Annotated in this window: 24 protein-coding genes; 13 read left to right on the top strand and 11 right to left on the bottom strand. The window is 64.7% G+C overall.

Annotated elements, in window-relative coordinates; genetic code table 11:
• Positions 1 to 260 precede the first annotated feature (260 nt).
• Positions 261 to 680 (bottom strand): glycine zipper 2TM domain-containing protein, encoded by a 420-nt coding sequence (locus AAC645_RS11960; protein WP_340316281.1) that lies wholly within the window; start codon positions 678 to 680, stop codon positions 261 to 263.
• A 209-nt stretch (positions 681 to 889) separates the two neighbouring features.
• On the opposite strand from AAC645_RS11960, the gene AAC645_RS11955 reads away from it, so the two are divergent.
• Entirely contained in the window at positions 890 to 1,852 is a 963-nt protein-coding gene (locus tag AAC645_RS11955) for an esterase-like activity of phytase family protein (RefSeq protein WP_340316280.1), read from the top strand.
• A gap of 111 nt (positions 1,853 to 1,963) precedes the next feature.
• On the opposite strand, the gene rpmB is transcribed toward AAC645_RS11955, so the two are convergent.
• Positions 1,964 to 2,254 carry a 50S ribosomal protein L28 gene (gene rpmB / locus AAC645_RS11950; RefSeq protein ID WP_340316279.1) on the bottom strand — a complete coding sequence of 97 codons (291 nt, stop codon included), beginning with the start codon at positions 2,252 to 2,254 and terminating at the stop codon, positions 1,964 to 1,966.
• Positions 2,255 to 2,405: 151 nt separating this feature from the next.
• Between rpmB and AAC645_RS11945 the strand changes: the two genes are divergently transcribed.
• From AAC645_RS11945 to AAC645_RS11935, 3 genes are read left to right on the top strand one after another with little or no spacing between them, the layout of a single operon-like run.
• Positions 2,406 to 2,723 (top strand): hypothetical protein, encoded by a 318-nt coding sequence (locus tag AAC645_RS11945; protein ID WP_340316278.1) that lies wholly within the window; start codon positions 2,406 to 2,408, stop codon positions 2,721 to 2,723.
• Between the two features lie 2 nt (positions 2,724 to 2,725).
• On the top strand, positions 2,726 to 2,932 hold the full coding sequence (locus AAC645_RS11940) for a YqaE/Pmp3 family membrane protein (RefSeq protein WP_340316277.1): 207 nt from the start codon (positions 2,726 to 2,728) through the stop codon (positions 2,930 to 2,932).
• Positions 2,933 to 2,964: 32 nt separating this feature from the next.
• Entirely contained in the window at positions 2,965 to 3,417 is a 453-nt protein-coding gene (locus AAC645_RS11935) for a nucleoside deaminase (RefSeq protein ID WP_340316276.1), read from the top strand.
• Between the two features lie 69 nt (positions 3,418 to 3,486).
• Here AAC645_RS11935 and AAC645_RS11930 read toward each other — a convergent pair whose 3' ends face one another.
• Positions 3,487 to 4,155 (bottom strand): OmpA family protein, encoded by a 669-nt coding sequence (locus AAC645_RS11930; RefSeq protein ID WP_340316275.1) that lies wholly within the window; start codon positions 4,153 to 4,155, stop codon positions 3,487 to 3,489.
• Positions 4,156 to 4,294: 139 nt separating this feature from the next.
• Here AAC645_RS11930 and AAC645_RS11925 point away from each other — a divergent pair, with 139 nt between their 5' ends.
• Positions 4,295 to 5,617, top strand: a complete 1,323-nt coding sequence (locus AAC645_RS11925) for a hemolysin family protein (RefSeq protein WP_340316274.1) — start codon at positions 4,295 to 4,297, stop codon at positions 5,615 to 5,617.
• Between the two features lie 53 nt (positions 5,618 to 5,670).
• Positions 5,671 to 6,090, top strand: a complete 420-nt coding sequence (locus tag AAC645_RS11920; protein WP_459112808.1) for an HU family DNA-binding protein — start codon at positions 5,671 to 5,673, stop codon at positions 6,088 to 6,090.
• A 355-nt stretch (positions 6,091 to 6,445) separates the two neighbouring features.
• On the opposite strand, the gene AAC645_RS11915 is transcribed toward AAC645_RS11920, so the two are convergent.
• From AAC645_RS11915 to AAC645_RS11895, 5 genes are all read right to left on the bottom strand, one after another.
• Positions 6,446 to 7,849: an aromatic ring-hydroxylating oxygenase subunit alpha gene (locus tag AAC645_RS11915; protein ID WP_340316270.1), complete on the bottom strand. Its 1,404-nt coding sequence runs from the start codon at positions 7,847 to 7,849 to the stop codon at positions 6,446 to 6,448.
• Positions 7,850 to 7,942: 93 nt separating this feature from the next.
• Positions 7,943 to 9,013: a phosphotransferase family protein gene (locus tag AAC645_RS11910; protein WP_340316268.1), complete on the bottom strand. Its 1,071-nt coding sequence runs from the start codon at positions 9,011 to 9,013 to the stop codon at positions 7,943 to 7,945.
• A gap of 7 nt (positions 9,014 to 9,020) precedes the next feature.
• Positions 9,021 to 10,022, bottom strand: coding sequence for a hypothetical protein (locus AAC645_RS11905; protein WP_340316267.1), 1,002 nt, complete (start codon positions 10,020 to 10,022; stop codon positions 9,021 to 9,023).
• Between the two features lies 1 nt (position 10,023).
• On the bottom strand, positions 10,024 to 11,274 hold the full coding sequence (locus AAC645_RS11900) for an acyl-CoA dehydrogenase family protein (RefSeq protein ID WP_340316266.1): 1,251 nt from the start codon (positions 11,272 to 11,274) through the stop codon (positions 10,024 to 10,026).
• Complete coding sequence (locus tag AAC645_RS11895; protein WP_340316265.1) at positions 11,271 to 12,020, bottom strand: SDR family NAD(P)-dependent oxidoreductase; 750 nt, start codon at positions 12,018 to 12,020, stop codon at positions 11,271 to 11,273. Before AAC645_RS11895 ends, AAC645_RS11900 begins: the two co-directional genes overlap by 4 nt.
• 133 nt (positions 12,021 to 12,153) lie before the next feature.
• Between AAC645_RS11895 and AAC645_RS11890 the strand changes: the two genes are divergently transcribed.
• Entirely contained in the window at positions 12,154 to 13,146 is a 993-nt protein-coding gene (locus AAC645_RS11890) for a DUF7064 domain-containing protein (protein ID WP_340316264.1), read from the top strand.
• Between the two features lie 98 nt (positions 13,147 to 13,244).
• Here the strand turns inward: AAC645_RS11890 and AAC645_RS11885 are convergent, their stop codons facing one another.
• The 3 genes from AAC645_RS11885 to AAC645_RS11875 all read right to left on the bottom strand — a co-directional run bounded on the left by AAC645_RS11885 (position 13,245) and on the right by AAC645_RS11875 (position 16,378).
• Positions 13,245 to 14,666, bottom strand: a complete 1,422-nt coding sequence (locus AAC645_RS11885) for an FAD-dependent oxidoreductase (protein WP_340316263.1) — start codon at positions 14,664 to 14,666, stop codon at positions 13,245 to 13,247.
• 126 nt (positions 14,667 to 14,792) lie between these two features.
• A complete protein-coding gene (locus AAC645_RS11880) occupies positions 14,793 to 15,296 on the bottom strand; it encodes a hypothetical protein (RefSeq protein ID WP_340316262.1) in 504 nt (167 codons plus the stop codon).
• Complete coding sequence (locus AAC645_RS11875) at positions 15,293 to 16,378, bottom strand: phosphotransferase family protein (protein WP_340316261.1); 1,086 nt, start codon at positions 16,376 to 16,378, stop codon at positions 15,293 to 15,295. The genes AAC645_RS11880 and AAC645_RS11875 overlap by 4 nt, the downstream gene beginning before the upstream one ends.
• Before the next feature lie 207 nt (positions 16,379 to 16,585).
• On the opposite strand from AAC645_RS11875, the gene AAC645_RS11870 reads away from it, so the two are divergent.
• Genes AAC645_RS11870 through AAC645_RS11845 form a run of 6 tightly spaced genes read left to right on the top strand, consistent with a single transcriptional unit; the run spans position 16,586 to position 24,650 of the window.
• Positions 16,586 to 19,093, top strand: coding sequence for a TonB-dependent receptor (locus AAC645_RS11870; RefSeq protein WP_340316259.1), 2,508 nt, complete (start codon positions 16,586 to 16,588; stop codon positions 19,091 to 19,093).
• A 55-nt stretch (positions 19,094 to 19,148) separates the two neighbouring features.
• Complete coding sequence (locus tag AAC645_RS11865; protein ID WP_340316257.1) at positions 19,149 to 20,000, top strand: SDR family NAD(P)-dependent oxidoreductase; 852 nt, start codon at positions 19,149 to 19,151, stop codon at positions 19,998 to 20,000.
• 10 nt (positions 20,001 to 20,010) lie between these two features.
• A complete protein-coding gene (locus AAC645_RS11860; RefSeq protein ID WP_340316256.1) occupies positions 20,011 to 20,823 on the top strand; it encodes a glutathione S-transferase family protein in 813 nt (270 codons plus the stop codon).
• Between the two features lie 26 nt (positions 20,824 to 20,849).
• Positions 20,850 to 21,689, top strand: a complete 840-nt coding sequence (locus tag AAC645_RS11855; RefSeq protein WP_340316255.1) for an SDR family NAD(P)-dependent oxidoreductase — start codon at positions 20,850 to 20,852, stop codon at positions 21,687 to 21,689.
• On the top strand, positions 21,667 to 23,961 hold the full coding sequence (locus AAC645_RS11850; RefSeq protein ID WP_340316254.1) for a molybdopterin-dependent oxidoreductase: 2,295 nt from the start codon (positions 21,667 to 21,669) through the stop codon (positions 23,959 to 23,961). Before AAC645_RS11855 ends, AAC645_RS11850 begins: the two co-directional genes overlap by 23 nt.
• Positions 23,958 to 24,650: a histidine phosphatase family protein gene (locus tag AAC645_RS11845; protein WP_340316253.1), complete on the top strand. Its 693-nt coding sequence runs from the start codon at positions 23,958 to 23,960 to the stop codon at positions 24,648 to 24,650. Before AAC645_RS11850 ends, AAC645_RS11845 begins: the two co-directional genes overlap by 4 nt.
• Positions 24,651 to 24,657 lie beyond the last annotated feature (7 nt).

Here is a 24,657-nt window from a genome sequence, read left to right as displayed (position 1 = left end):
CCGCAATAAGCTCGGGCCGCTTTTCGCGGCTTCTCGGCTGCGCCTCGGTCATAGCCAAGCTCAGCCGGTGAGAAGTTCGAAGAGGCAAGCGCGAAGAGCGCTGCGGAGCGCAGCGACGGAAGCCAAGCAGCACGGACGTGCTGCGCCCGGCGCTTGAGGGCACCCCACAACAAAGTGGAGGGCCGCCGGCTCCTCCAGAGACCCGACGACCCTCCTCCCCACAACGCCACGCGGGGAACTGGCTTGATTTCAGAAGTCTTTTAGCAGTCGCGATCGATTGCGCGGCCGGCCAGCGCGCCGACGCCTGCGCCGATAATTGCGCCGGTGGTGCCGTCGCCGCGATCATAGCGGCCGTTGCCGATCTCGTTACCGAGCAGGCCACCTGCAATGGCCCCCAGAATCGTGCCGCCGGTGCCCTTGTCGCGGCAGCGGCCATAGCCGCGCCCGCCATAATAGCCGCGATTGCCGTAATAACCGCGATCGCCATAATAACGTCCGCGATCGGCGTAATAACGGTCGCGGCCATGGTAGTAGTCGCGACCATAGCCGCGATGTCCATATCCGTCGCGGACATGCTCGTAACGGCCACCGCCAAAATATTGCGCCTGCGCCGCCACAGGTGCGACCGCTGCGAGTGCAACTGCGGTTGCAGCGGCGGCTGTGAGAAACTTGCGCAACATAACTACCTCCTGGTCTCAACCGCGAGTTCCGCAAATGGAACCCCTCAAAAGGCCAACAGGGCCCGATCGATGGCACGCTTATTCCATGATTCGCGTGAGCCGATGCTGAACATCGCCGTTGGCAACTGTTCATATTCCGGGACGAAGCGAGATGGCAGCCGCGGTCAAAGTCCTTGGGAATCGGGCGTACTGCCGGTATCGCCCAGGCCATGAAGAAGGTGCTGGCTGCATTGCTGTTCTGCCTGCTGCCCAGTTCGGCAGGATATCCCCAAGCATCAGACGTTGCGATCGTCGCCACGCCCATCGCCATCGATCCCGACGATCCGGCGCATCGCGACATCGGCCGGCTGCGCTATCTCGCCGGCTGGAGGCTGACCAGCCGCCAGCGCAATTTCGGCGGCTATTCGTCGCTGCGGGTGGACGGCGACCGCTTTATCGCGCTGGCCGACACGGGCGACTATATGCGCTTCCGCATGGCGGAGCCGGGCACGATCACCGAGAGCCGCTTCGGCACGCTGCCTGCCTTCCCGACAAACACCGGGACTCGCGCGGACCGCGATTCGGAATCCATGACGGAAGGACCGCAGGGCGACATCTGGGTAGGCTTCGAGGCGCGCAACGCGATCCTGCGCTACAGTGCGGACTTCGGAAAGCCGCTCGCATGGAGCTTCCCCGCCGCAATGAAGGGCTGGTCGTTCAACTCCGGTGCCGAGGCGATGGTGCGGCTGGACGATGGCCGGTTCGTGATATTCTGCGAAGGCACGGCGGTCGCCCCGTCGGTTCATGCTGCGCTGCTGTTTCCCGGCGACCCGACGGATCCGAAGAATGTGCCGATCCAGTTCGGCTACCGCCCGCCGCGCGATTATGCGCCAACCGATGCCCGGCAGCTCCCGGACGGGAGGATCATCGTCCTGCAGCGCCGATTCGGCGTCTTGTCGGGTTTTGCGGCGGCGGTGTCGATCGTCGATCCCAGGGCAATCTCCGAAGGTGCGGCCGTCGACGGTGAACTGATCGCCGAGATCAAGCCGCCGCTGAACGTCGACAATATGGAGGGGATCAGCGTCGCCCGCGAAGGCGACAAGCTGATCATCTGGATGATTTCCGACGACAACCAGATCGCGCTGCAGCGGACCCTGCTGCTCAAATTCGAGCTGCTGGAGCCCGCCAGGTAACGCACCGCCTGCGAACGCGATGGCGAAGAACCGAATCGCCCCGCACAAACAAAAACCGGACCGCTCAGGCGATCCGGCTTCGTTTCTGCCGTTCCGCCGAAGCGGCGGTGATCAGGCGGCGAGGACCTGCTTCTTGGCAACTTCCCGCTTCAGGCGGCGCGCGCGCAGCGACAGGTCGTCGTCCGAGGTCTTGAGCAGCCAGTTGTCGAGGCCGCCGACATGCTCGACCGAACGCAGGCCGTGGGTCGACACCTTCAGCTTGACGCCCTTGCCGAGCGAATCGGAGATCAGCGTGACATTCTGCAGGTTCGGCAGAAAGGTCCGCTTGGTCTTGTTGTTGGCATGGGACACGTTGTGGCCCACTTGGCGGCCCTTGCCGGTCAGCTCGCAGATGCGCGACATGATAGTTCGTCCTGAATGTTCGGGTTGCCCGGAAAGTCGCGGCGGATAACCGTGATCCCGGGATTCGTCAAGCCGTTCGGGCGGGGCGATGCAACTCTGGCCGTAACAGATCGTTGTTCGCGCACCACCACATCGGCGGAGGAGTGCCCAAGTGAACACGCCAAACGAGCATTATAGAGAATATCCCGCGCGCAACAACGGTGCCCGCGTGGGTATCATCATCGCGGTCATCGCGATTCTCGCGATCATCGCCGCCTTCGCCTTCGGGCTGATCGACATCAACCAGACCAAGGAGATGAAGGCTCCCGACGTCTCGGTTTCCGGCGGCCAGGCACCAGCCTTCGACGTGGACACGGCGAAGGTCGACGTCGGCACCAAATCTACCGACGTCACCGTGCCCAAGGTCGACGTCGGCACCACCAAGGAAGAGATCAAGGTCCCGACGGTGGACGTTAAGAAGGCCAACTGATCATGGCGCGGCAGCAGGCCATCGGCGCGGCGCCCTCGCCTTGGGCGATCGTCGCGGCGATCCTGCTGCCGCCGCTCGGGGTCTTCCTGGGGCGCGGTCTCACCCCCGCTTTCTGGCTGACCGTCCTGCTGACCCTGATCGGCTGGGTGCCGGGCGTGCTGATGGCACTCGCGCTGCTGCTGGCGCCGGATCGCATACCGATCCGCTAGCGCTGGCCCTGCTCGGCTCGTACAGCGGGTCGATGAGTTTCCCGCTGCCTCTTCCCATGCGCCTGGCGCTCGACCTTGCCAGACAGGCTGCGTCCGCCGGCGAGGTTCCGGTCGGGGCCGTGATCGTTCGCGGCGAGGAAGTGGTGGCCATGGCCGGCAACGCAATGTGCTCCGGCCTCGATCCTACCGCCCATGCCGAAATGGAGGCGATTCGCACCGCAGCCGCACGGCTGGGAGCGCAGCGGCTCGATGACTGCGACCTGTATGTGACGCTGGAGCCCTGCGCGATGTGCGCCGGCGCGATCTCGCATGCCCGCCTGCGCCGGCTCTATTACGGCGCCGAGGATCCTAAAGGCGGCGCGGTGGCGCACGGCCCGCGCTTCTTCTCGCAGCCGACCTGCCATCACCGGCCCGAAATCTATGGCGGTATCGGCGACGCGGAAGCCGCGACGCTGCTCCGCAGTTTCTTCGCGTCGCGCCGCTGACGGACGAAAGGCCGAGCCGCTCGCCACATATGGCAGCGGCGCGGCCTTTCCGTGCGGCTGCCATATGCTTTACGCGGCGCTGTCCTTGATCGGAACGATCTTTATCTCGACACGGCGGTTCTTCTGGCGGCCGTCGGCGGTGGCATTGGAGGCGATCGGCTGGCTCGCTCCGAAGCCCTGCGTACCCATCCGGGCAGCTGCCACGCCATGGGTCGACAGATAGTTCGAGACTGCCTCGGCCCGGTTGCGCGACAGCGGCACGTTGATCGAGTCGGATCCGGTCGAATCGGTGTGGCCGTAAACATCGATATAGGTCTGGTTATATTCGCCGAGAATGCCGGCGACCTTGTCGAGAGTCGTGCGGAACTGCGGCTGCACCTCGAAGCTGTTGCTCGCGAAGGTGATCCCCGATGGCATGTTGACCAGCAGCTCGTCGCCGCGCCGCTCGACCTCGACACCGCTGCCAGCGGTCTGCTGGCGGAGCTTGGCTTCCTGGCGATCCATATAGGTGCCGATCGCCCCGCCAGCCAGCGCGCCGATCCCTGCACCGACAATGGCTTCGGTGCGGCTGTGCTTGCCGCCCACCAGCGCGCCCGTGCCCGCCCCCAGCGCAGTGCCCGCCAGCGCTCCGATCGCTGCCTTCGATAATTTGCGCTCGCCGGTTTCCGGGTTGGTGACGCAGCCGGCAAGCAAGGTTGAAGCTGTAAGAAGGGCAATGAGCCCGTGCATGGTGCGCATTCGAAATATCTCCTGTCCCCTGGCGGGATCGGAAGCGAGAACATTGCTCATCCGTAATAGTTTCATTGGCCATGCCGAATAGTGCGCGATTCAGGACGGTTGTGAAATTGCCGGATTCGCGGCATGAAGCGGCAGCGCCATGCCGCACCCTGCTCTCCTAGCCCCCTTTCCGTGGTTCGACCTGGTGATCATCATCGTCCTGGTGGCGATCAATGGCGTCTTCGCGATGTCGGAGCTTGCGATCGTATCGGCGCGCAAGGCGCGCATGGAGGCAATGGCGCGCGCGGGCCATCGCGGCGCGCGGACGGCGATCGACCTTGCGGCCGATCCGGGCCGCTTCCTGTCGACGGTGCAGATCGGCATTACCCTGATCGGCATCCTTGCCGGCGCTTATTCCGGCGCGAGCCTCGGCGGCCCGGTGGGCGATCGCCTTGCCTTGCTGGGGGTACCGGCCGGCACCGCGCCCGAGATAGGGTTCGGGCTGGTGATCGCGGTAACGACCTTCGCCTCGCTGATCGTCGGCGAGCTGGTTCCAAAGCAGTTCGCCCTGCGCAAGCCCGAGCCGATCGCTGCCGTCATGGCGATCCCGATGCTGTGGCTTGCGCGCGTGACCGCGCCGTTCGTCTGGCTGCTCGATCGCACGAGTGCGCTGATCTTCCGGATTCTGGGTCTGGCGCGGGAAACCGAAAACCATGTCACCGCCGAAGAGCTGCATCTGATCGTCGCCGAGGCATCTTCGGCAGGCGTCATAGAGGAGAGCGAGCGCGCTATCATCTCCGGCGTAGTTCGCCTGGCCGATCGACCGGTGCGCGAGGTGATGACCCCGCGCACCGAAGTCGAGTGGATCGACATCAATGCCGATCCGGACGCGATCCGCGCGCAGATCGCCGAAATGCCGCACACGCGGATGCCCGTCGCCGATGGATCGGTCGACGAGATAATCGGCGTGATCCACTCGCGCGACCTGGTCCGCATTCTCATCAACGGCGGGCCGATCGATCTGCGCGCGATCCTGCACAAAGGCATATTCATCCCAGATCATGTCGATGCGATGGACGCGCTCAAGGCACTGCGCGAGGCCGAGGTGCCGATGGCGTTCATCCACGACGAATATGGTCACTTCGAGGGACTGGTTGCGCCAGCGAACCTGCTTGCCGCGATCGCGGGCGAGTTCGCGTCCGATCAGGACGAGGACACCGATCCGCCGTTCGTCGAGCGCGACGACGGCAGCCTGCTGATCTCGGGCACCTTCGCTGCCGACAGCATGGCCGACCGGCTCGGCCTCGCCCTTCCCGAAGACCGCGATTTCGCGACCGCCGCGGGCTTTGCGCTGTGGCGGCTCAAGCATCTGCCGACGACCGGCGAATCATTCACGCACAAGGGGTGGCGGTTCGAGGTCGTCGATATGGATGGCCGGCGCATCGACAAACTGCTCGCGACGGCCACGCGGCGAGACGACTGACATAGGTAAAGTTCCGCGCTAATGCGCATGGACCGCGCCACTCGTCCAAAAAAATGCGGCTAAAATCGTTTCCCGTCCGTTTTTTCCGGTTTTCGGCCCAGTTTCCAATTGCCCCCGCCGAAAACGCCGCGCACAAGAGGCGCCTTGCGCCGCCCAGTGGTGCAACAACAGTTATCCAAGCAAGACCAGGAGTGATCATGAACACTGCCGACATCGCCGGCGTTGTCGCCGCTGAACAGGGGATCGACAAGGCCGCCGCCAAGCGAGTCATCGACGCCGCCCTCAAGGCGATTACGGACGCCGCCAAGAAGGGTGAGGAAGTTTCGCTGCCGGGGTTCGGCAAGTTCAAGGTCGCCGATCGCCCGGCGCGCGAAGGCCGCAACCCGGCCACCGGCGCGACGCTGACGATCGCCGCTTCCAAGAAGGTTTCCTTCACGCCTGCAAAGGCGCTCAAGGATGCGCTGAACGATTGATCCGACCAGGGCGCCGTCTCCAGCGGCGTTCATCGGACATCGGCGAGGGGCGGCAGCAATGCCGCCCCTTCTTCATATGTACCGATGCTTTGCAGTCAAACCGGTCGAGGCGTCATGATGGCGGCGCCGGACAGGCGAGACGTCTCGGCGAATGCTGCCGCGCCGCTCTTTATCTCGCGCCGAAGTCTATCCGGAAGGCTAGACCATGTTGTGATCAGATTGACCCGCTCATCCTGAGTGAGGGCTGAGCTCGGCGAAGACCACATCGAAGGACGTCCTTCGACACGCCACTTCGACAAGCTCAGTGGCTGCTCAGGATGAGCGGGTGATGCAATCTAAACAACGCATGCTCTAGTCAGCGCGCCAGGTCGCGGTCGATCAGCTCGTGCCAGTGCTGCATCAGCGACTCCTGGTAGGCGCCGAGGTTGGAGAAGGCCGCGCGCGGGTTCGCCGCCTTCATGCCACGCTGCACCAGCGGCAGGTTGCCCATGTCCTGATCGAAGATAAAGCCCAGGAAACTGAACAGCGGCGCCTTTTCCGCGATGCTCTCGTCGAGACCGATTTCGACCATCGCGGCAGCCGGCGGCGCAGTCTCGCCCTCGCGGTAGGGCATGAGCAGGCGCACGTCGAAATAGCTCAGATTGGGGTCGCTCTCGTGCGGCAGGAACTGATAGACGAACGGCACCGCTTCCGACAGCCAGATGCAGAATTGCGGATACATGAAGTAGAGCAGGCTATCGAGCAGGATCGCATCGGGCTGCGTGTTTTCGCGGCCGTATTCCGCCGCATAGGCCTTGCGCGCCCAAGCGCCGATCTGCGCACGGACATCGCCATCTGGATCGATCTCCGGCAGTTCGGCATCGGGATAATGCCAGGTCTTCGCGACCTGCGCGAAGACCAGCGCCGCAGCCGCGGGCGTCGCCGACGCATCAGCGTGCATGCTCGGCACGGCGGACGGCACCGCCTCGCGCCCGATCGCACCGTTCGGGGTCGGGAAAATGTCATATTGCGACTGGCTGTCGCCGTTGAACGGCACGCCTTCGGGATGCGTCGCATAGAGATGATAGGATTCGAGGAACGCCTCCTGCGTCGCCTTCCAGTTGGCACCCACAAGCTTGCGGAACCGCGCCTTGGTGTAGCGCCGCTCGGGCATGAAGCTCGCGCAGTGCGCGGGAAGGATACCGAGCGAGTCGCTGAGCGGCGCGCTCTCCGGATCGGCGTTGATGAACAGGAAACCGCCCCAGCGTTCGATCTTCACCTCGGGCAGCGAGGCGTTCAGGCGAGTCAGTTCCTGAAAATCCCAGTGGCTGGGGATCTTCTTGAGCGTGCCGTCTATACCCCATTCCCAGCCATGATAGGGGCACCGGATGCTGCCGCCGGACTCGGTCTTCGAGCAGAGCGTCGCGCCGCGATGCAGGCAGGAATTATGATAGGCCTTGAAGCTGTCGGCGCCGGTGCGCACGACCATATAGGCGTCCGGCCCGACGCTGAGCGGGAAGCGGTCGCCGATTTCGGGGATATCCTCCTCGCGCCCCGCGATCAGCCACTGGCGCCGCCACACCTTCTCGATCTCCAGCTTGAAGAAGTCCGGGTCATAGTAGCGGGCGTAATCGATGTGCCTGTTGGACGGGTGATAGCTTCCCTCGGCGGTCAGCACATCCGTCACGGCGGTCGAATCGCGCTGCCAGAGTTCGCCGATCACCGGCCGCTCCTTGTTGCCGTATCCTCGGCGCATCTCGCGCTTGATGACGGAGGCCATCGACCCATCTCCTCGTTCGTGCCGCCGCGGCGCAGCAGTAGTTGATATGCTAGCCTATCATTATAGGCCCGCCAGGTGGCGACGTCCAGCCGATCATCGCCCCTCGAGCGTGGCGCGCGCCCGCGCGGCCGCGTCGATCACCCTCGCCTGGGTATGCGCAGCGCGCCGGTTGGCGGCCGTACCATCGGCCGCGCGGCGCAGGATGCCCTGCACCATGGCGGCAAAACGGAATTGCGCGAAGGCCAGGTAGAAGCGGGCATGCGGCATCGCATCCTGCCCGAGGCGATCGAGATACCGCGCGGTGTAGGCGGATTGATCCGGTATGCCGAGCGCTTCCAGTGAATGCCCGATCAACGTCGGGGTCGTGTCGGCGCCATCGGGGGTGAGCCACCAGGGCCGCAGATGGTGTGCGAAATCGACCCATGGATCGCCCAGCGTCGCCATCTCCCAGTCGAGGATCGCCGCGACCCGCGGCTCCTCGGGATGGATGATCAGGTTGGTGAGCGCATAGTCGCCGTGCAGCAGGCGAACCGGATGGTCCGGCGGCACCGCGTCGGCAAGGGCATCGATCAGCCAATCCATGTCGGCGATCTCGACCATCGTCGACTGGCGGTACTGATCCGACCAGCGTTTCAGGTTTCGCGCAGTATAGCCCGCGCCCCGGCCGAAATCGCCTAGCCCGACCGCGGCGGGATCCAGGCCATGAATACGCGCGATCCAGCGGTTGGCGTCATCGTAGATCGCGGCCCGATCCGCCGGCGAGACGCCGGGCAATGTCGGATCCCAGAACACCCGGCCGGCAACATAGCTGACCAGATAGAATTCGGTGCCGAGCACCGCCGCATCGGCGCAATAGAGGATCGGCCGCGGCGCTGGAATAGCCGCCGCCGCGGCCGCGCCGATCGCGCGATATTCGCGATCGATCGCGTGCGCTCCCGCGACGAGCGTACCCGGCGGCTTGCGCCGCAGCACGAGCACATCGCTGCCGAATGCGATCCGATAGGTCGGATTGGACTGGCCGCCCTTGAATTTGGCGACCTCGCCCAGCGTCCCGGCCGTGCCCAGATGCGCGCGCAGGAACGCCTCGAGCGCGGCACGATCCAGCTGGAGATGCTCCGGCGGAGGCTCCGTGCCGGAATAGCGATCCTGCAGCGTACTGGACACGGCCCTCTTATGCCTCCGCCTTGTGGACGCCGGGGATGGTGCGCTCGTAGGCGCCATAACCCGGCACCGTCCCATTCAGCGTGAGCGTCACCGACTGCTCGTCCAGCACCAGCGTGGGGCCCGGATCGCTTGGATAGACGCCGACATACTGGTCGTTCGGAGAGGTAAGCGAGAGATAGGAACTGCCATGATAGCCGGCAGTGTCGATTTCGAGCGTGCCGTTGGCGTAGCGCAGCGTGAAGCGGATCGGCTTCTCGTCGTCCTCGACGCGTTCGCACCGCTCGATCGCCTCGATGCTGGCCTCGAACGCCCGGTCGCCTTCGTAGACGATCGCTTCGGAGAACACGACTTTGCCGTCGCTCTTGGTCTTGGCGTCGAACAGCATGAACTTGATGCCATTGTCGAAATAGCCCTGGAACCACTGGTGGCTGTGCAGGTCCTTGTTATCGCGCGGGCCCAGGCTGTGGTCGCGATTGACGATCGCATCGAAATCATACTGCTCGCCGCCAATGCTGATCCTGCCGGTAAGCCGCCCCGGCTGCTCGATATGCCCGGCTGGCAGGAATTGCTGGAGACTGCCGACCTTGTGCAGGTCCCAGATGTCCGCATCGGATTCGAAGCCGAGTTCGAAGGTGAGTGGCGTCTTGCGTCCGTCGCCGACGATCCCGTCGAGCATCGCCCCCGCAGGCAGGCGCATTACCCCGCCGTTGAAGCTATAGTGCAGCCGGCGTCCCGGCTCGATCACCCGCACCGCGAAACAGGGGCCTCCGCCGCCCTCCGCCGATGCGCGGGCATTGCCGATCGCGCGGTGCGCGGCGACGGTGCCATCCGGGAAGCGGATCACCACGATCTCGCGCCACATGGTGATGTCGTGCCGCCAGCGGCCGATGTGGAACCAGAAGCCGACGCCGCATTTCGGATCATAGCCGGCCAGGCAGAAATTCTCGCTCCAGTTCGCGATGTCGGGAAACGAGCCCTGCCAGGGCATTTCATTTACAGGAACGTCCACGTCATTTCTCCTGTGCTGGCGGGAGCGGCGCGGGAGTTCGCGGCGCCCGGTATTTGTCGAGTTCGATGCGGGCGATGGTGCGGTTGTGCACCTCGTCCGGCCCGTCGCCGATGCGGATCATCCGCATCCGCGCAAAGGCAAAGCCGAGCCCTTCGTCGTCGGAGAGTCCGGCGGCTCCGTGCGCCTGGATCGCCATGTCGGCAATCGCCTGCCCGATCTGGGTCGCGGCCACCTTTATCTGCGCGATCTCGCTGCGGGCATGCTTGTTGCCGACCGTATCCATGAGATGCGCGGCGTGCTGGGTCAGCAGGCGGCACATGTTGATACGAGTGCGCGCCTCCGCGATGCGCTCCTGCCACAAGGACTGGTCGGCGAGCGCCTTGCCGAAGGCGACGCGGCTGACCAGCCTGCGGCAGGTCTGTTCGAGCAGGCGTTCGCACTGCCCGATGATGCGCATGCAATGATGGATTCGCCCTGGGCCGAGCCGGCCTTGCGATATCTCGAATCCGCGCCCTTCCCCCAGCACGATATTCCCCGCTGGAACGCGGACATTCTCGAAAATGATTTCGGCATGGCCCTTGGGCTCGTCGTGATAGCCGAACACGGTGAGCGGCCGCACCAGGGTGATGCCAGGCGCGTCCGGGGGCACGAGTATCTGCGATTGCTGGAGGTGACGCGGCGCCGCAGGATCGGTCTTGCCCATCACGATGAACAGGCCGTTATTCGGGTGGTACGCGTTGGTGATCCACCATTTCCGGCCGTTGATGACGTAATCGCCGCCATCCCGCTCGATCCGCGTCTCGACATTGGTGGCATCGGACGACGCCACATCGGGCTCGGTCATGCAATAGGAGGAGCGAATCCGCCCTTCGAGCAGCGGCGTGAGCCAGCGTGCCTTCTGCTCCGGAGAGCCGTAGCGATCGAGCACTTCCATGTTGCCGGTGTCGGGCGCCGAGCAATTGAACACCTCCGACGCGAAATGGACCTTTCCCATGATCTCGGCGAGGGGGGCATATTCCAGGTTGCTGAGACCGGCGCCATTTTCGGAATGCGGCAGGAACAGGTTCCACAGTCCCTCGGACCGGGCCTCCGCCTTCAGTTGCTCGAGGATCTCCGGCACCCGGAACGGCTGGTCGGGATCCGCGTGCAGCTGCTGTTCGTACAGCCGTTCGTTGGGATAGATACGCGCGTCCATGAAGGCCTGCAGCCGCACGGTCAGTGCGCGCGAGCGTTCGCTCTGTTCGAAGCTCAAGGCCTTCCTCCATCGACGCGGATCATCGCGCCCGTGGTGAACCGGCTATGATCGCTGGTGAGATACAGCACGGTCGTCACGATCTCCTCGGGTTCGCCGAAGCGCTTCATCGCGGCCGGTGTCTGCGCTTCCTTGTCTGCTGGCCAGTGCTTGGCGACATCGGTTCGGAACGACCCCGGCAGGATCGCATTGACCCGCACCTTCGGAGCGAATTCGGCGGCATGCGCGGTCGTCATGGCGTTGAGCGCGGCCTTGGCACCGGCATAGGGCACGATTTCCGGCGTGGGACGGATGGAACCCACGCTGGAGATGTTGACGATCGAGCCGCCTTCACCCGCGGCCATCCGGCTGCCGATCAGCGCACTCATCCGGAACGGCCCTTTGAAGTTGAGCGCCAGCACTGCGTCGATCAGCGCCTCGCTGGTTTCCAGCGACGACGGAGCAACTGGCGACATGCCGGCGTTGTTGACCAATATGTCGACGCGACCGAAGCCGACATAGGCCGCATCGACGACCTGCTCGATTTCGTCCCATCGTCCCATATGGGCGGCCAGCGCCAGCCCCCTGCGCCCTTTGGCCTGGATCTCCGCAACGACCGCCTCGCAGGCCTCGCGCTTGCGGCTGACCACGATGACGTCGGCGCCATGATCGGCGAGGGCCAGCGCGATGGCGCGGCCGAGGCCGCGGCTGCCGCCGGTCACCAGCGCCACCTTGCCGTCGAGATCGAACAGGTTCGCGCCGCTCATGCCTTGCGCCTATGCTCCATGATGGCATTCCCTCTCACGAGATGCAGCCTTTGGCGGCCGTCATATTCATCGGCTAGCATATCGTTCGCTGACGTTCTATTGCTTTGCGCGCAAAAAGGAGAGGTGGAGAGACATGTCCGATACGGATTGGAATAGCAATCTCGGCGGCGGATTCGGTCGCCATGTGCAGGAAGACGAGTTCTTCCACGGTACCGGCGAGCCGGTCGATTCGCTGACGGAGACCTGGTACTGGAACTTTCACGTGCCCGAAGCGGCGATCAATTGCTTCGCCTATTGCTGGGTGCATCCCACCCTGAAGGTGGTGAGCGGCGGCCTGTTCATCTTCAAGGGCATGAAGCGCCACCATCTCCAGTGCGAATTGTTCGAATATTTCGACTATATGTCCTCGTCGGTGATCGGCGACGGCAGCGACATCAAGCTGCCCAACGGCATGCGCGTGCAGGTGATCGATCCGCTCCGGAAGGTGCACCTGACCTTCGAGGACAAGGTCCGCGACACGAAGGTGGACGTGGTTCTCGATGCGGTCGAGGTGCCGATCATGCGGGCCAACAACAAGCATTTCGAGCAGGTGATGCACGCGACCGGATCGCTGCGGCTGCGCGGCGAGGACTATGATGTCGACTGCTATCCGGTGCGCGACCGGAGCTGGGCCGAGCCGCGGCCGGAGAACCACAACCCCGGCCCTCCCTATACCTGGGTGACGGGCAGTTTCGGCCCGGAGTTCGCCTTCAACGTCGGTTCGCACGACGATCCCGACCGCAACCCCGACTGGATCGGCCTCCTCGACGTGCCGAAGCGGATCTTCAACGATGGCTGGGTGGTGAAAAACGGCGTGCAGCGCCGCGTCGTCTCCTCCTCCAAGATCACCGAACGGACCCGCGACGCACAGGCGCCCATTGTCCACCACTACCGGTTCGAGGACGACAAGGGCGATCGCTACGAAATGACCGGCAAGCTGATCGCGCAGACGCTGTGGGGCGGCTGGTCGAACAGCTTGTGCCACATCGGGCTGGTCGAATGGGATTGGGACGGCCGCAAAGGCTATGGCGAAAGCCAGGAAGTCCAGTGGAACGACTATAACTACAAGATGAGCAGCCGCAGCTAAAGCGCTGGCTGCGCGCCGCTCTCGGTCACGCCGAACCTTCCCGGTCTACGCATTTCCTACTCAGCTGTTTCCATCTGAGTAGGAAATGCACCAGGCGCTCAGTGGTTGACCATCCGGTCCGCCAGGACTTCGCGCGCCGCGACTTCGCCAGCGATCCTGCCGAAGGTGAGCGCGTTGCCCACGCCCATGCCGCCGCCCGAATAGCGGTTCCCCTGGATGCAGCCGACGGTCTCGCCGGCAGCAAACAGCCCCGGTATCGTTCGGCCATGCGTGTCGCGGACATGGGTCTCCACATCGATATCGAGCCCCGCGCTCGTCTGCCCGATGACCGAAGCACGGACCTCGATCGCGAAATAGGGCGCCTTCTCGATCGGAAAAAACTTGGGAGCCTGCTTGTTCCACTCACGGTCGACGCCGGCGTGCGCGTCCGCATTGTAGCGTGAGACGGTCTCGGCAAGCGCACGGCGATCGATATTGAGGATGTCCGCCAGTTCCTCGATCGACTGCGCGGTGCGGATCTTGCCGGTCGCCGCGTGTTTGCGGATCAGCGCCTCGTCCCAGGTCTGCGAGACCTCGCCGGTATGATAGGGATCGGAGAAACGCCTGTCGGCGCTGCCCTCCACCATCGTCTGTTCATCGAAGATCGCCCAGACATGGGCGCGCGGCTGGGCGTTGATGAGGTAGCCGGAGACGGCGTAGGGCGCATTCTCCGGCATGAACCGGCGCCCGTCGTCGTTCACCAGCATGCACCAGGGCGGCAGGAAAGCCTCCACGGCATTCGGCAACAGCCCGGCCGAGGGAAGGACCAGCCCGGTGTCGTGGCCGGTGATCTGTGCGCCGATATGCTCGCCCAGCTTGATGCCGTCGCCCAGGATGAAGGGGGCATCATTGTGGACCGCGTAGACGATATCGCCGTGCTGCGCGACCGACGGGAAATATTTCGCGCGCATGCCGGGGCTGTTGCCGAAGCCGCCTGTGGTAACGATCACCGCACTGGCGCGCAGATCCATGCCGGCAGCGTGAACGCCCACCACCCGGCCGTCCTCGACCAGCAATCGCTCGACCCGGGTGTTGAGCGCGGTTTCGATCCCCTTCGCGCCGACCTCGTTGCGCAGCAGATTGCCGATGCTGTTCCCCGCGCCGACCGTGCAATGCCCGCGCGGCACGGTGTCGACGCCGGATTTCACCACCCATTGATATTCCGCGCCCAGCGAGATCAGCCATTCGACCGCTTCGGCGCTCCGCTCCGAAAAGGTGCGGATGATGTCCGGCCGCGTCTGCCAGGCATTGAGCGTCATGATGTAGTTGTACATCTCGGCGGGGCTGTCTTCGATGCCTTGCGCCTTCTGAACGCTGGTGCCCGCCGCGTAGACCACGCCCCCGGAAAGCCATGTCGCGCCGCCGAGCTTGCTGTCGGCTTCGAGGATGATCACCGACGCGCCGGCCGCGTGCGCAAACAAGGCCGCCGTCATGCCGGCACCGCCGCCACCTACTATGATGATGTCGAAATCGGTCTTCATCCAGAAATCCCCTCGTCCGAGAACATGTTTTGCGAAGGACGGCGCCACGCCGTCGGCTGTCTACATATTATATGCTTCCTATCCATATACCGGATATCTTTATGTGCAACTCACGGAGAGCTGCAATCAGCGCCGCGCGCCTTTACCCTCGAACGCAGGATCGATGATCGCCGCCTCGGATCGAATCTGGCGGGCCAGATAGGCGCGGACCCGCTCGCGCAGGGCCAGATAGGCGGGATCGTGGCGGTTTGAGTCGCGCAGTGCGATCAGCCGTTCGAGCGCCTCGGTCAGCGCGTGGCGCAAGGCGCCCGCCTCGTCGGCGAGGCTTGCAAGCGTCGGATAAGCGCCCTGCCCGCGCCAGACCTTGTCCATCGCGGCTGAAATGCCAGGGACGGTTTCGTTCCGCTCCTCCAGCCACGACAGCAGATCCGCGAGCAGCGGACGCAGCGCCGCGATGTCGTCCAGCAGCAGCTGGCCCTCGAGTTCGAGCCGAAGCTGGACATGACGCAGCAGGTGCCCCGTCGTCGCAAGGGCGCTGCGCGCGGCGACCGACCCCGCATCCGGCACGACCACGGTCGCCAGGGTATGCTCGATCGTGGCGAGCACATCGCGTGCGGTTGGAACGATCATTGGCCCTGCTCCTCCATCTCGACCGACAGGTTCATCTCCTCGAAGCGCGCACCCGGCACGGGTTCGAACCAGCCCAGCGCGGAACCGAGCGCCCGTTTCACGACGTGGATCACCTCCGTTACCGTCCAGCTCTGGCGGATCGTCGACGTCGGGGTCCCGGCAACGACCGTCGCCGTATGGGCGAACATGACGCCCCGGCCGAACAGCCGGGCGAGCTGGTAATAGCGGATATTCTCCATGGTCACATCGATGCCGCTTTCGGCGCGGTAGAAGGCGACCGCCGTGTCGAGATCCCACCATGTCTCGCCGTCATGGACGATCGGCTCGGTAAAGCCCTGCACCATCGCCAGATCGCTCGCCGGATCGCCGATAATGACCTCCTCCCAATCGCTGAGCGCCACGATCTTGCCATCACGAAACACCTCCTCGCCCAGCCCGTTCGTGCCCTTGCACAGGCTCAGCCGGGGCGCTGACGGCGCATGGTCGCGCAACCATTCGGCGACTTCGAGCAGGAACGGCAGCGGCTCTGCACGCGATTTCGAGAGGCGATCGAGCATCAGGCGCAGGAAGGCGGGCCCCGCGTCTTGCGCGTCGCGTGGCGCCGGCAGCATCTGATCGAAGCCATGCGCCTTCCAGTCGATCCGGTGGATCTGGGCCAGCCTGCGGATATGCTCCTTCGCCGCATCGAGCCGCACCACATCGTAGCGCGGATCGGGATCGCCATAGCCCGCTATGTTCCAGCTGCCCTCGATCTGGTTCCGAATATAGAAGGGCCGCGGCGTCAGCGCAGGATCGTCCTCCCACCACAGCGCCGCGGCGACCGGCAGATCGGTGCGGCCGAGCCGCTCATAGATGAAATATTCCTGATCCAGCGGCGTAGGATCGCCGGCACCGGCCGGATGGTCACTGCGAAGCGTGATTTTCCGAACCTCCGATTCGCCGGAAAGTAGATAGTCAGCGAACCATGTTTGGCGCGAAGTGCCGCGCGTGACTCGCGCGAAATCGGTCACCTGGACCGTTTTTCCGAAGCGCCGGGACAGGTAATTCTGAAGCCAAGGCGTATCGAATTCCTGCATCGCCATCCCGATTTATCCTCTCTTTTCAAACCTATGATATCTTTTTTGGCTCCAGCCGGCAGCAACGGGCGGGCGAGGAACGGGTAACCATCACTTTCATGCAACAGTGCTGGTAAATTGTCGAAGGGCGATTGTTTTTTCCACACATAGTAGTCTAAACGACTATCACCCGGCGTACGACCGGGCCTGGTTTTTTTTGGGGAGGACCCTCTCATGAAGTTGATCAACGCTGCCAGCAGGATCGCTCTCGCTGCCGCGCTTGTCGGCACGACCGCCGGCACAGCCATCGCGCAGAGCGCGCCCGCTGCAACCGCGCCAGCCGAAGCCGCAACCGGCGGCGTCGAAGCCGGCGAAATCATCGTCACGGCCCGTAAGCGCGACGAAACCCTGATCGCGGTCCCCGTGGTCGTCACCGCCGTAGGCGGCGCAACGCTGGCTGCGCGTGGCATCACCAATCTCGATGGCCTTGCCCGCATCACCCCGCAGCTGATCATCGGCAATCAGGGCGGCTCGATCCAGGGCGGCAACATCTCGATTCGCGGCGTCGCCGGCGCCGACCAGAACCCGTTCGGCGACCAGGCTGTCTCGTTCAACATCGATGGCGTCCAGGTCGGCAAGACCACAGTCCGCCGCCTCAGCGACTTCGACATCGGCCAGGTCGAAGTCCTGAAGGGGCCGCAGGCGCTGTTCTTCGGCAAGAACAGCCCAGCCGGCATCATCTCGATCCGCACCGCCGATCCGACCGATCACTTCGAAGCCAAGGCCTCGGCCGGCTATGAGTTCGAAGCGCACCAGATCCGCGCAGAAGGCTATGTCTCCAGCCCGCTGACCGAGACCCTCGGTGTTCGCCTCGCAGGCGTCTATTCGGATATACGCGGCGACATCAAGGACGTGACGCCGGCGAACGCGAACGGCTTCGGCCCGGACAACGGCCACAACAGCTCCTATAAGGACTGGTCGGTTCGCGGCACGCTCAAGTGGAAGCCGACCGACACGTTCGACGCGACGCTGAAGGCGACCTACAGCCGCCTCAACGGCGATGGCCCTGCCTCGAGCACGGCCTTCACCAGCTGCCCGACGGGCACGCGCTTCACCACCTTCCTCGGCGGCACCGTCACGCAGTGCAAAGCCAGCGACGGCGCGAACTCCAATGCCGGATATGGCACGGTCGTCGCGACCAAGCCCGCGACGCTCAACCATTTCCGCGCCGATGGCGAGAACTTCATCAAGCAGAAGCAGTTCCTCAGCGGTTTGCAGATGAACTTCCGCCCGAACGACGTGATCTCGATCGCCTCGGTGACCGGCTATTATTCGGTCCAGGTCGACCAGTGCCAGAACTATGAGAACGACCCGACCGTCATCCTGCCCAGCTGCAACGTCTACAGCGACAAGGAATTCTCGCAGGAGCTTCGCTTCAATACCGACACCGGCGGCCTGCTCGACTTTACCGGTGGTGTATATTTCGCCAGCACGCGCGCATCGACCGGTTCGCTGACCTATCTGTTCGCCACCACGCTGCCACTGCTCGGCGCGAACAGCGCTCTGTACCCAGGATCGGGCGCAGGCAGCGTCGCCGACCCGGCGCTCATCAACGAATATTTCTTCAAGCAGACCGGCTACACCTATTCGGGCTATGCGCAGGTCGCGATCAAGCCGACGCCGGAACTCGAACTCGACATCGGCGGCCGCTACACCAAGGAGCGCAAGCGCCTGCCATCGGTTCGCAACGGCGGCGGCGTAGCGGATTTCACCGGCGGTCCGAACTTCGTCGGCGAACATCCGATCCTCGATGCGTCGACGGAAGTCCCCTCGACCATCCTGGCGAAGCGCAAGGGCTCGTGGAGCGACTTCTCTCCTGAAATCACCGCCTCCTATCGCCCGGACCGGCACACCACCTTCTTCGGATCGTACAAGCACGGCTTCCTGTCGGGCGGCTTCAACTCCGGTTCGGTTACCTTCAATCCGCCTTCGGGCCAGCTCGACCTCAGCTACAAGCCCCAGATCGTGAAGGGCTTCGAAGCCGGCGTGAAGCTGGAGATGCTCGGCAACGCACTGCGCATGAACCTCGCGGCCTATAGCTACAAGATCACCGACCAGCAGGTGGCGGTGGTGTTCAACACCACCAATGCCGTCACCAACGCAGGCGGCTCGAAGGTCAAGGGTATCGAGTTCGACGCGAACTATCGTACGCCGATCACCGGTCTCTCGGTCAACGCCGCGGCCTCCTACAACAAGGGCAAGTACACCAAATATGCCAACGCCCCCTGCTATGGCGGACAGACGCCGGCACTGGGTTGCGTCGGCGGCGCCCCCGACGGCGCCGGCGGCACCCAGGATCTGGGCGGCACCGAGCTTATCCGGGCGCCCGACTGGAACCTCAGCGGCGGCTTCGACTATCTGGCGCCGCTGACCGACAGCCTCCGTCTCGGCCTGTCGGCCAACGCCACCTACTCGGCGAGCTACCTGACCGACGCATCCTCGGCGCCCAACGGCCGTCAGCCTTCTTACACGCTGATCGACGCCAACGCCCGGCTCATCGGACCTGACGATGCCTGGGAACTGGCGGTGATCGGCCGCAACCTCACGGACAAGCGCTACTACGTCGCCAGCAGCCTGGTGCCGTTCGCGTTCAATCCGACGGGCGGCCTGCTCGACCGGTTCAGCACGATCAGCCGCGGTCGCGAGATCATGGTCCGCGCGACGGTGAAGTTCAGTAAGTAAACCTAACGAACGGGCCGGGGTACCACCCGGCCCGTTTCTTATTCCGGAGCCCGGCATGGCGAATATCATTGTAGTGGGTGGCGCAGGCGGGCTTGGCCAAGCGGTCGTCGCGGCCCTGCTCGCGCAGGGCGACACCGTCTCGATTACGGTACTGAACGATGCGGAAGCGGCCTCGGCCCGCTCTGCCACGCCCGGCATCTCCGCGGTGCATATGCTTGACCTCGGCGATGCGAATGCGGTGCGCGAGCGCTTGGGTTCGGTCCTGGCGCAGGGCGACGCGATCGACGGCCTCATCGTCTGCGCGGCAATCGCTCCGCTTGGCCCGCTCGAGACCACTCCGGTGAATGTCGTCCGCAAGACGCTGGAGATAAACACCGTCTCATCGATCGCGATCTACCAGGCGGCGCTTCCAGTGCTGCGCGAGACAGGCGGGCGGCTGCTGTTCGTCTCGTCGATGGCCGGCGTTGCCGCGATGCCGTTCATCGGCGCCTATGTCACCTCGAAGTTCGCGCTCGAAGGCGCGGTCGACGTGATGCGGCGCGAAGCGGCCCCGCAGGGCGTGAAGGTGGTGCTGGTCCAGCCGGGCGGCATCAGGACGCCGATGGTCGACGCGCAGTTGATCGAGGTCGCCGATCGCCTAGCGGCCCTCGATGCCGAGGATAGCGAGCGCTATGGCTATCTCTACAAGGCTTTCAAGGTGATGGCGGCAGAGAGCCACTACAAGACGGCATCGAGCCCGGAAGCTATTGCCGCGACGGTGATCGAAGCGATCAAGGCCGACAACCCCGCCCCGCGCTATCCAGCCGGCGAGGATGCGAAGCAGCTGATCGCGCTGGCGAGGACGGGCGACGAGCAGCTCGATCAGGCCTTCGCCGGCATGTTCGCGCAGGCCGCCGCGGCGGCGTGACGGAGGGGGCGTGGCTTCCGCGTCCATCACCGCGCCCCACTGCCCCGACTATGTCGAGATCGAGGCAGCGCGCGAGGCGACCGGCATGCGCCTCGCGACGACGCGCGGCGTTCCGGGACCCTGGGGCGAAGCGGCAAAGGGCATCCTCTACGTCAAGCGCATTCCCTATCTGCGCGTCGCCCAGGACGCCGGCGAGCCGAACGAGGCGCTGGTGGCATGGACCGGGATCGACAGTGCCCCGGTGATGATATGGAATGACGAGCCGCCGCGTGCGGGTTGGGCCGAAATCCTGGCGCTCGCCGAAAGGATCGCCCCCCACCCCCCGCTGATCCCCGCCGACGAGAGGGCGCGGGCGGCGATGTTCGGCCTGCTCCACGAACTGTGCTCCGAGGATGGCTTCGGCTGGAACCGGCGGCTCATCCATTTCGCGCAGGCGCGCGAGGCGGCAGCGGCCAGCACCGCCGGCCTCGACAATGCCCAGTTCGAGCGGCTGCTGCGCAAATATCCGATCGGACATAACGTCGAGCGCGCCCGAGCGCGCCTGATCGCGATACTGACATTGCAGTCCGACCTGCTACGCGCTCAACATAGCGCCGGCAGCCGATATTATTTCGGGGACGCCCTCACCGCCGCGGACATTTACGGCGCCTGCTTTGCGGCGATGATCCAGCCCTTGCCGCAAGACTGCTGCGCAATGGCACCGGAACTTGCCGCCTCCTACACGCTCAGCGATCCGGAGATTCTCGCGGCCGTCGACCCCCTGATCCTCGCGCATCGCGACTTCATCTACCGAAACCACATGGAATTGCCGCTTCGACTCTGAACGGCCAGAGATCAAGGAGACCCTGGATGACTGATCTTACCGGCAAAGTGGCGGTCGTGCTCGGCGCTTCGGCGGAAGGCGGCACCGGTTGGGGCATCGCCGAGGGGCTTGCCGCGCGCGGGGCGAGGGTCGTGGTCGGAGCGCGCAGCATGGAGCCGCTGGAACGGCTTGCGAGTAAGATCGGCGGCCTGGCCGTCAAGTGCGACGGCGGCGACCACGACCAGATCGCCGCGCTGCGCGATGCGGCGGTGGCCGCCTATGGCAAGATCGACGTGGCCGTGAACTCGGCTGCGACGCCAACGCTCGGCCTGATCGCCGAGGCGACGCCGGAGCTGATGCAGCAGGCTGTGCAGGTCAACCTGTTCGGCATGGCCTATTTCGTGAAACTGATGGCGGAGGGAATGAACGACGGCGGGTCGATCGTGCTGATCTCCTCGATGAGCGCGACTCATCCCGTCGTCCCGCACTTCGCCTATGCCGCGGCAAAGGCCGGCACCGAAGCGATGATCAAATATGCCGCGCTGGAATATGGCCCCCGCCGCATCCGCGTAAACGGCATCCGGATCGCCACCGTGATGTCGGAAATGGCCGGAGAATTCTATGCCATGCCGGGCGTGAGCGAGCGATTCATTCACGAGATCCCGCTGGGCCGGATGGGCCAGCCGGAGGATATGGCCGATGCGGTCATCTGGCTCGCCGGCCCCGCCTACATCACCGGCAGCATGCTGGACATCAGCGGCGGCAACCAGATCAACCGCTTTCCGTTCCTCCACGAACTACCCGGCGGGGACACGAACTACGAAGGCTCCGGCGCGCTGGCCGATCGCGAGCAAGGCAAGGGATATGTGTCGTCGACGAAGCGCTAGCCCGGCAAAGGAGAAAGAGAGAATGATGGCCGATCGTCGCACGCATCTTCGCTCATGCCCATTTTGCGAAGCGGCATGCGGAACCGTGGTGACCGCCGATCACGCGACGCGCGCCGTGACCGACGTGCGGGGCGACCCTGCCGATCCGTTCAGCCGCGGCTTCATCTGCCCGAAGGCCTATGGGCTGACCGAGCTGCACGCCGATCCCGATCGGCTGCGCAAGCCGCTGCGCCGCCGCGGGCGGGACTTCGAGGAAATCGGCTGGGATGCGGCGATGGACATGGCCGCCGAACGGATCGCGGACATCCAGAAGCGCCACGGCCCGCATGGCATCGCCTATTATTTCGGCAATCCGACCGGTCATAAGGGCCCGCTGCTGCTCTACGGACGGCTGTTGATGCAGACGCTGGGCAGTATGCAGGTCTACTCGCCGGGCACGCTCGACCAGATCCCGAAATTCGTGAGTGCCGCCTATATGTTCGGGGGGCCGATGATCCAGCCGCTCGTCGATCTGGACCGGGTCGAGCACCTCATCATCATCGGCAACAATCCGGTCGTGAGCCAGGGCAGCATGCTCGTCGCGCCGGGCATCCGCCGCCGGATCGAGGCCGTGCGCGCCCGCGGCGGCAAAGTGGTGGTCATCGATCCGCGCCGGACCGAGACGGCGGCGATCGCCGACAGCCATGTTCCGATCCGCCCCGGAACCGACGTTTTCCTGCTGATGGCCATGGTGCACGTCATCGCACGCGACGGCCTCGTGCGGCTCCGTGCGGCGGACGGGCTGGTCAAGAATCTCGATGCGCTGCTGGCGGTCGCCGCGGACTTCCCGCCCGAGCGCGTCTCCGATGCTTGCGGTGTTCCGGTCGAGACCATCGAAACGCTCGCCCATGAGCTTGCAACGGCTCCCAGCGCCGCCATCTACGGCCGCACCGGCACTTGCACCCAGCGCTTCGGCACGGCGACTTCCTGGCTGATCGACGCGCTCAACACGATCACCGGCAATCTCGATCGCGCCGGCGGCAACCTGTTTTCCGGCGGCGGCATTCCGATGGGGATGCTGTTCGAGGATGACTGCAAGGACGGGGTCTTCCCGGTCGGACGCTGGCGATCCCGGGTGTGCGGGTTGCCCGAGGCGATCGGAATGCTGCCGACGGCGGCACTCGCCGACGAGATGCTGGTACCCGGCGACGGGCAGGTGCGCGGCCTGATCACCCAGGCAGGCAATCTGATGCTGTCCAACCCCAATGCGGCGAAACTGACCCGCGCAATGGAGGGCCTGGAGTTCATGATGTCTTTCGACATCTATGTGAACGAGACGACCCGCCACGCCGAGCTGATCATCCCCGGCCCGTCTTATGCCGAGCACTCGGATTTTGCCGCGGTGACGGCCTATGAGACAATCCGCAAGTTCGTGAAGTGGGGCCCGCCGGTGTTCGAACCGGAGCCGGGCATGCCGCACGACTGGGAAATCTTCACCGGAATCGTCGCGCGGCTGCGCGGCACGAGTGCGGCCCAGGTCGAGGAAGACTATATGACGTCCATCTTAGGCCTGGCGCTTGCCGAAGGCCGGCCGGAAGGCCGCGATGTCCCGTTCGGCGAGGCACGTGCGCTGGTCGGCGACGTTCCGGGACCGGACAGGCTGTTCGACATCCTGATCCGCGGCGGGCCGATGGGTGACGCCTTCGGCCGGATCGCCGATGGCCTGACCCTGGAGCGCGTGAAGGCTCACCCCCACGGCCTCGACCTCGGCCCGCTCGACGAGGGCATGCTGCCCAAGATATTGCGTACGCCCGACCGGCGCGTGGATCTGGCACCACCGCAGATTACGGCCGAGCTCCCCCGGATTGTCGAGGCTCTCGAGGAAGCGGCCGTGCCCGGCTCGCTGCTGATGATAGGCAGGCGGCATGTGCGCTCGAAGAACGCCTGGATGCATAATGTCCACCTGCTGGTGAAGGGCAAAGACCGATGTACCGCGCTGATCCATCCGCGCGATGCCGCCGAGCGCGGGATCGTCGACGGCATGTCGGTGCGTGTCAGCACCGCAATCGGCTCGATCGAGCTTCCTGCCCAGCTTAGCGACGAGATGCTGCCAGGCGTGATCAGCATCCCGCATGGCTGGGGACACCGCGATGCGCGCACGAGGCAGGCTGTCGCCAATGCGCACCCCGGCGCCAATGCGAACTCCATCATCGACGAAAGCGTTCTCGACATGCCCTCGGCCACGACCGTGCTCAACGGCGTCCCCGTGACGGTGGAGGCCATGGCCGCGTGACGGAGATAACCGACACCGACAGCGAACTGGTCCACCGGAGCCAGGAGCGCTATCGCCTGCCGCAGGGCGCGCGACAGATCCTCCTGATCCGGCATGGATCGAGTGTCGGCGAGACGATGGACACGATCGAGTTGGGCGCGCTCACCATCAGCGATCCGTGTTTGTCACCTGAGGGCGAAAGCCAGGCGGCACTGCTCGCCGACTATCTGGCGACGGAGGAGATCGCCGCGATATTCGTCACGCCGCTGCGCCGCACCCACCAGACCGCAGCCCCGCTCGCCGCGCGGCGAGAGTTGCCCACCATCGAGATCGCGGACCTGCGCGAAGTTCATCTCGGGGATTGGGAGCATAGCTTCTATGGCCATGCCCGCGCCGGCCACCCGCTCGTCTCGCGGATGTTCGCCGAGGAATCGTGGGAAGTCGTCCCCAATGCCGAACCGGTGCACGCATTTGCCGCGCGGGTGCGGCGCGGGATCGAGGCGATCGTCAACGCGGTGCCGGCCGGGACAACCGTTGCCGCCTTCTCCCATGCCGGGACGATTGCGGAACTCTGCCGGCAGGCGACCGGCAGCCGGCCCTTCGCCTTCATGGCGCCGGAAAACAGCTCCGTGTCGCGGCTCGTCGTTACCGAGCGAGGGGAGTGGAAGCTCCGCTCGTTCAACGACGTGGCGCATCTGGGCTATTCATGACCACCAC

The sequence above is a fragment of the Rhizorhabdus argentea genome (assembly GCF_037861105.1).
Taxonomy (GTDB): Bacteria; Pseudomonadota; Alphaproteobacteria; order Sphingomonadales; family Sphingomonadaceae; genus Rhizorhabdus; species Rhizorhabdus argentea.
Note: the sequence above shows the minus strand (reverse complement) of the source record. Positions and strands in the feature narration are given on the sequence as shown.

Bases quoted from the DNA above. Each gene is read 5' to 3' on its own strand.
- AAC645_RS11960 (WP_340316281.1), bottom strand. From the start codon at position 680: ATGTTGCGCAAGTTTCTCACAGCCGCCGCTGCAACCGCAGTTGCACTC.
- AAC645_RS11955 (WP_340316280.1), top strand. From the start codon at position 890: ATGAAGAAGGTGCTGGCTGCATTGCTGTTCTGCCTGCTGCCCAGTTCG.
- rpmB (WP_340316279.1), bottom strand. From the start codon at position 2,254: ATGTCGCGCATCTGCGAGCTGACCGGCAAGGGCCGCCAAGTGGGCCAC.
- AAC645_RS11940 (WP_340316277.1), top strand. From the start codon at position 2,726: ATGGCGCGGCAGCAGGCCATCGGCGCGGCGCCCTCGCCTTGGGCGATC.
- AAC645_RS11935 (WP_340316276.1), top strand. From the start codon at position 2,965: ATGAGTTTCCCGCTGCCTCTTCCCATGCGCCTGGCGCTCGACCTTGCC.
- AAC645_RS11930 (WP_340316275.1), bottom strand. From the start codon at position 4,155: ATGCGCACCATGCACGGGCTCATTGCCCTTCTTACAGCTTCAACCTTG.
- AAC645_RS11925 (WP_340316274.1), top strand. From the start codon at position 4,295: ATGCCGCACCCTGCTCTCCTAGCCCCCTTTCCGTGGTTCGACCTGGTG.
- AAC645_RS11920 (WP_459112808.1), top strand. From the start codon at position 5,671: ATGCGGCTAAAATCGTTTCCCGTCCGTTTTTTCCGGTTTTCGGCCCAG.
- AAC645_RS11915 (WP_340316270.1), bottom strand. From the start codon at position 7,849: ATGGCCTCCGTCATCAAGCGCGAGATGCGCCGAGGATACGGCAACAAG.
- AAC645_RS11895 (WP_340316265.1), bottom strand. From the start codon at position 12,020: ATGAGCGGCGCGAACCTGTTCGATCTCGACGGCAAGGTGGCGCTGGTG.
- AAC645_RS11890 (WP_340316264.1), top strand. From the start codon at position 12,154: ATGTCCGATACGGATTGGAATAGCAATCTCGGCGGCGGATTCGGTCGC.
- AAC645_RS11885 (WP_340316263.1), bottom strand. From the start codon at position 14,666: ATGAAGACCGATTTCGACATCATCATAGTAGGTGGCGGCGGTGCCGGC.
- AAC645_RS11880 (WP_340316262.1), bottom strand. From the start codon at position 15,296: ATGATCGTTCCAACCGCACGCGATGTGCTCGCCACGATCGAGCATACC.
- AAC645_RS11875 (WP_340316261.1), bottom strand. From the start codon at position 16,378: ATGGCGATGCAGGAATTCGATACGCCTTGGCTTCAGAATTACCTGTCC.
- AAC645_RS11870 (WP_340316259.1), top strand. From the start codon at position 16,586: ATGAAGTTGATCAACGCTGCCAGCAGGATCGCTCTCGCTGCCGCGCTT.
- AAC645_RS11865 (WP_340316257.1), top strand. From the start codon at position 19,149: ATGGCGAATATCATTGTAGTGGGTGGCGCAGGCGGGCTTGGCCAAGCG.
- AAC645_RS11855 (WP_340316255.1), top strand. From the start codon at position 20,850: ATGACTGATCTTACCGGCAAAGTGGCGGTCGTGCTCGGCGCTTCGGCG.
- AAC645_RS11850 (WP_340316254.1), top strand. From the start codon at position 21,667: ATGTGTCGTCGACGAAGCGCTAGCCCGGCAAAGGAGAAAGAGAGAATG.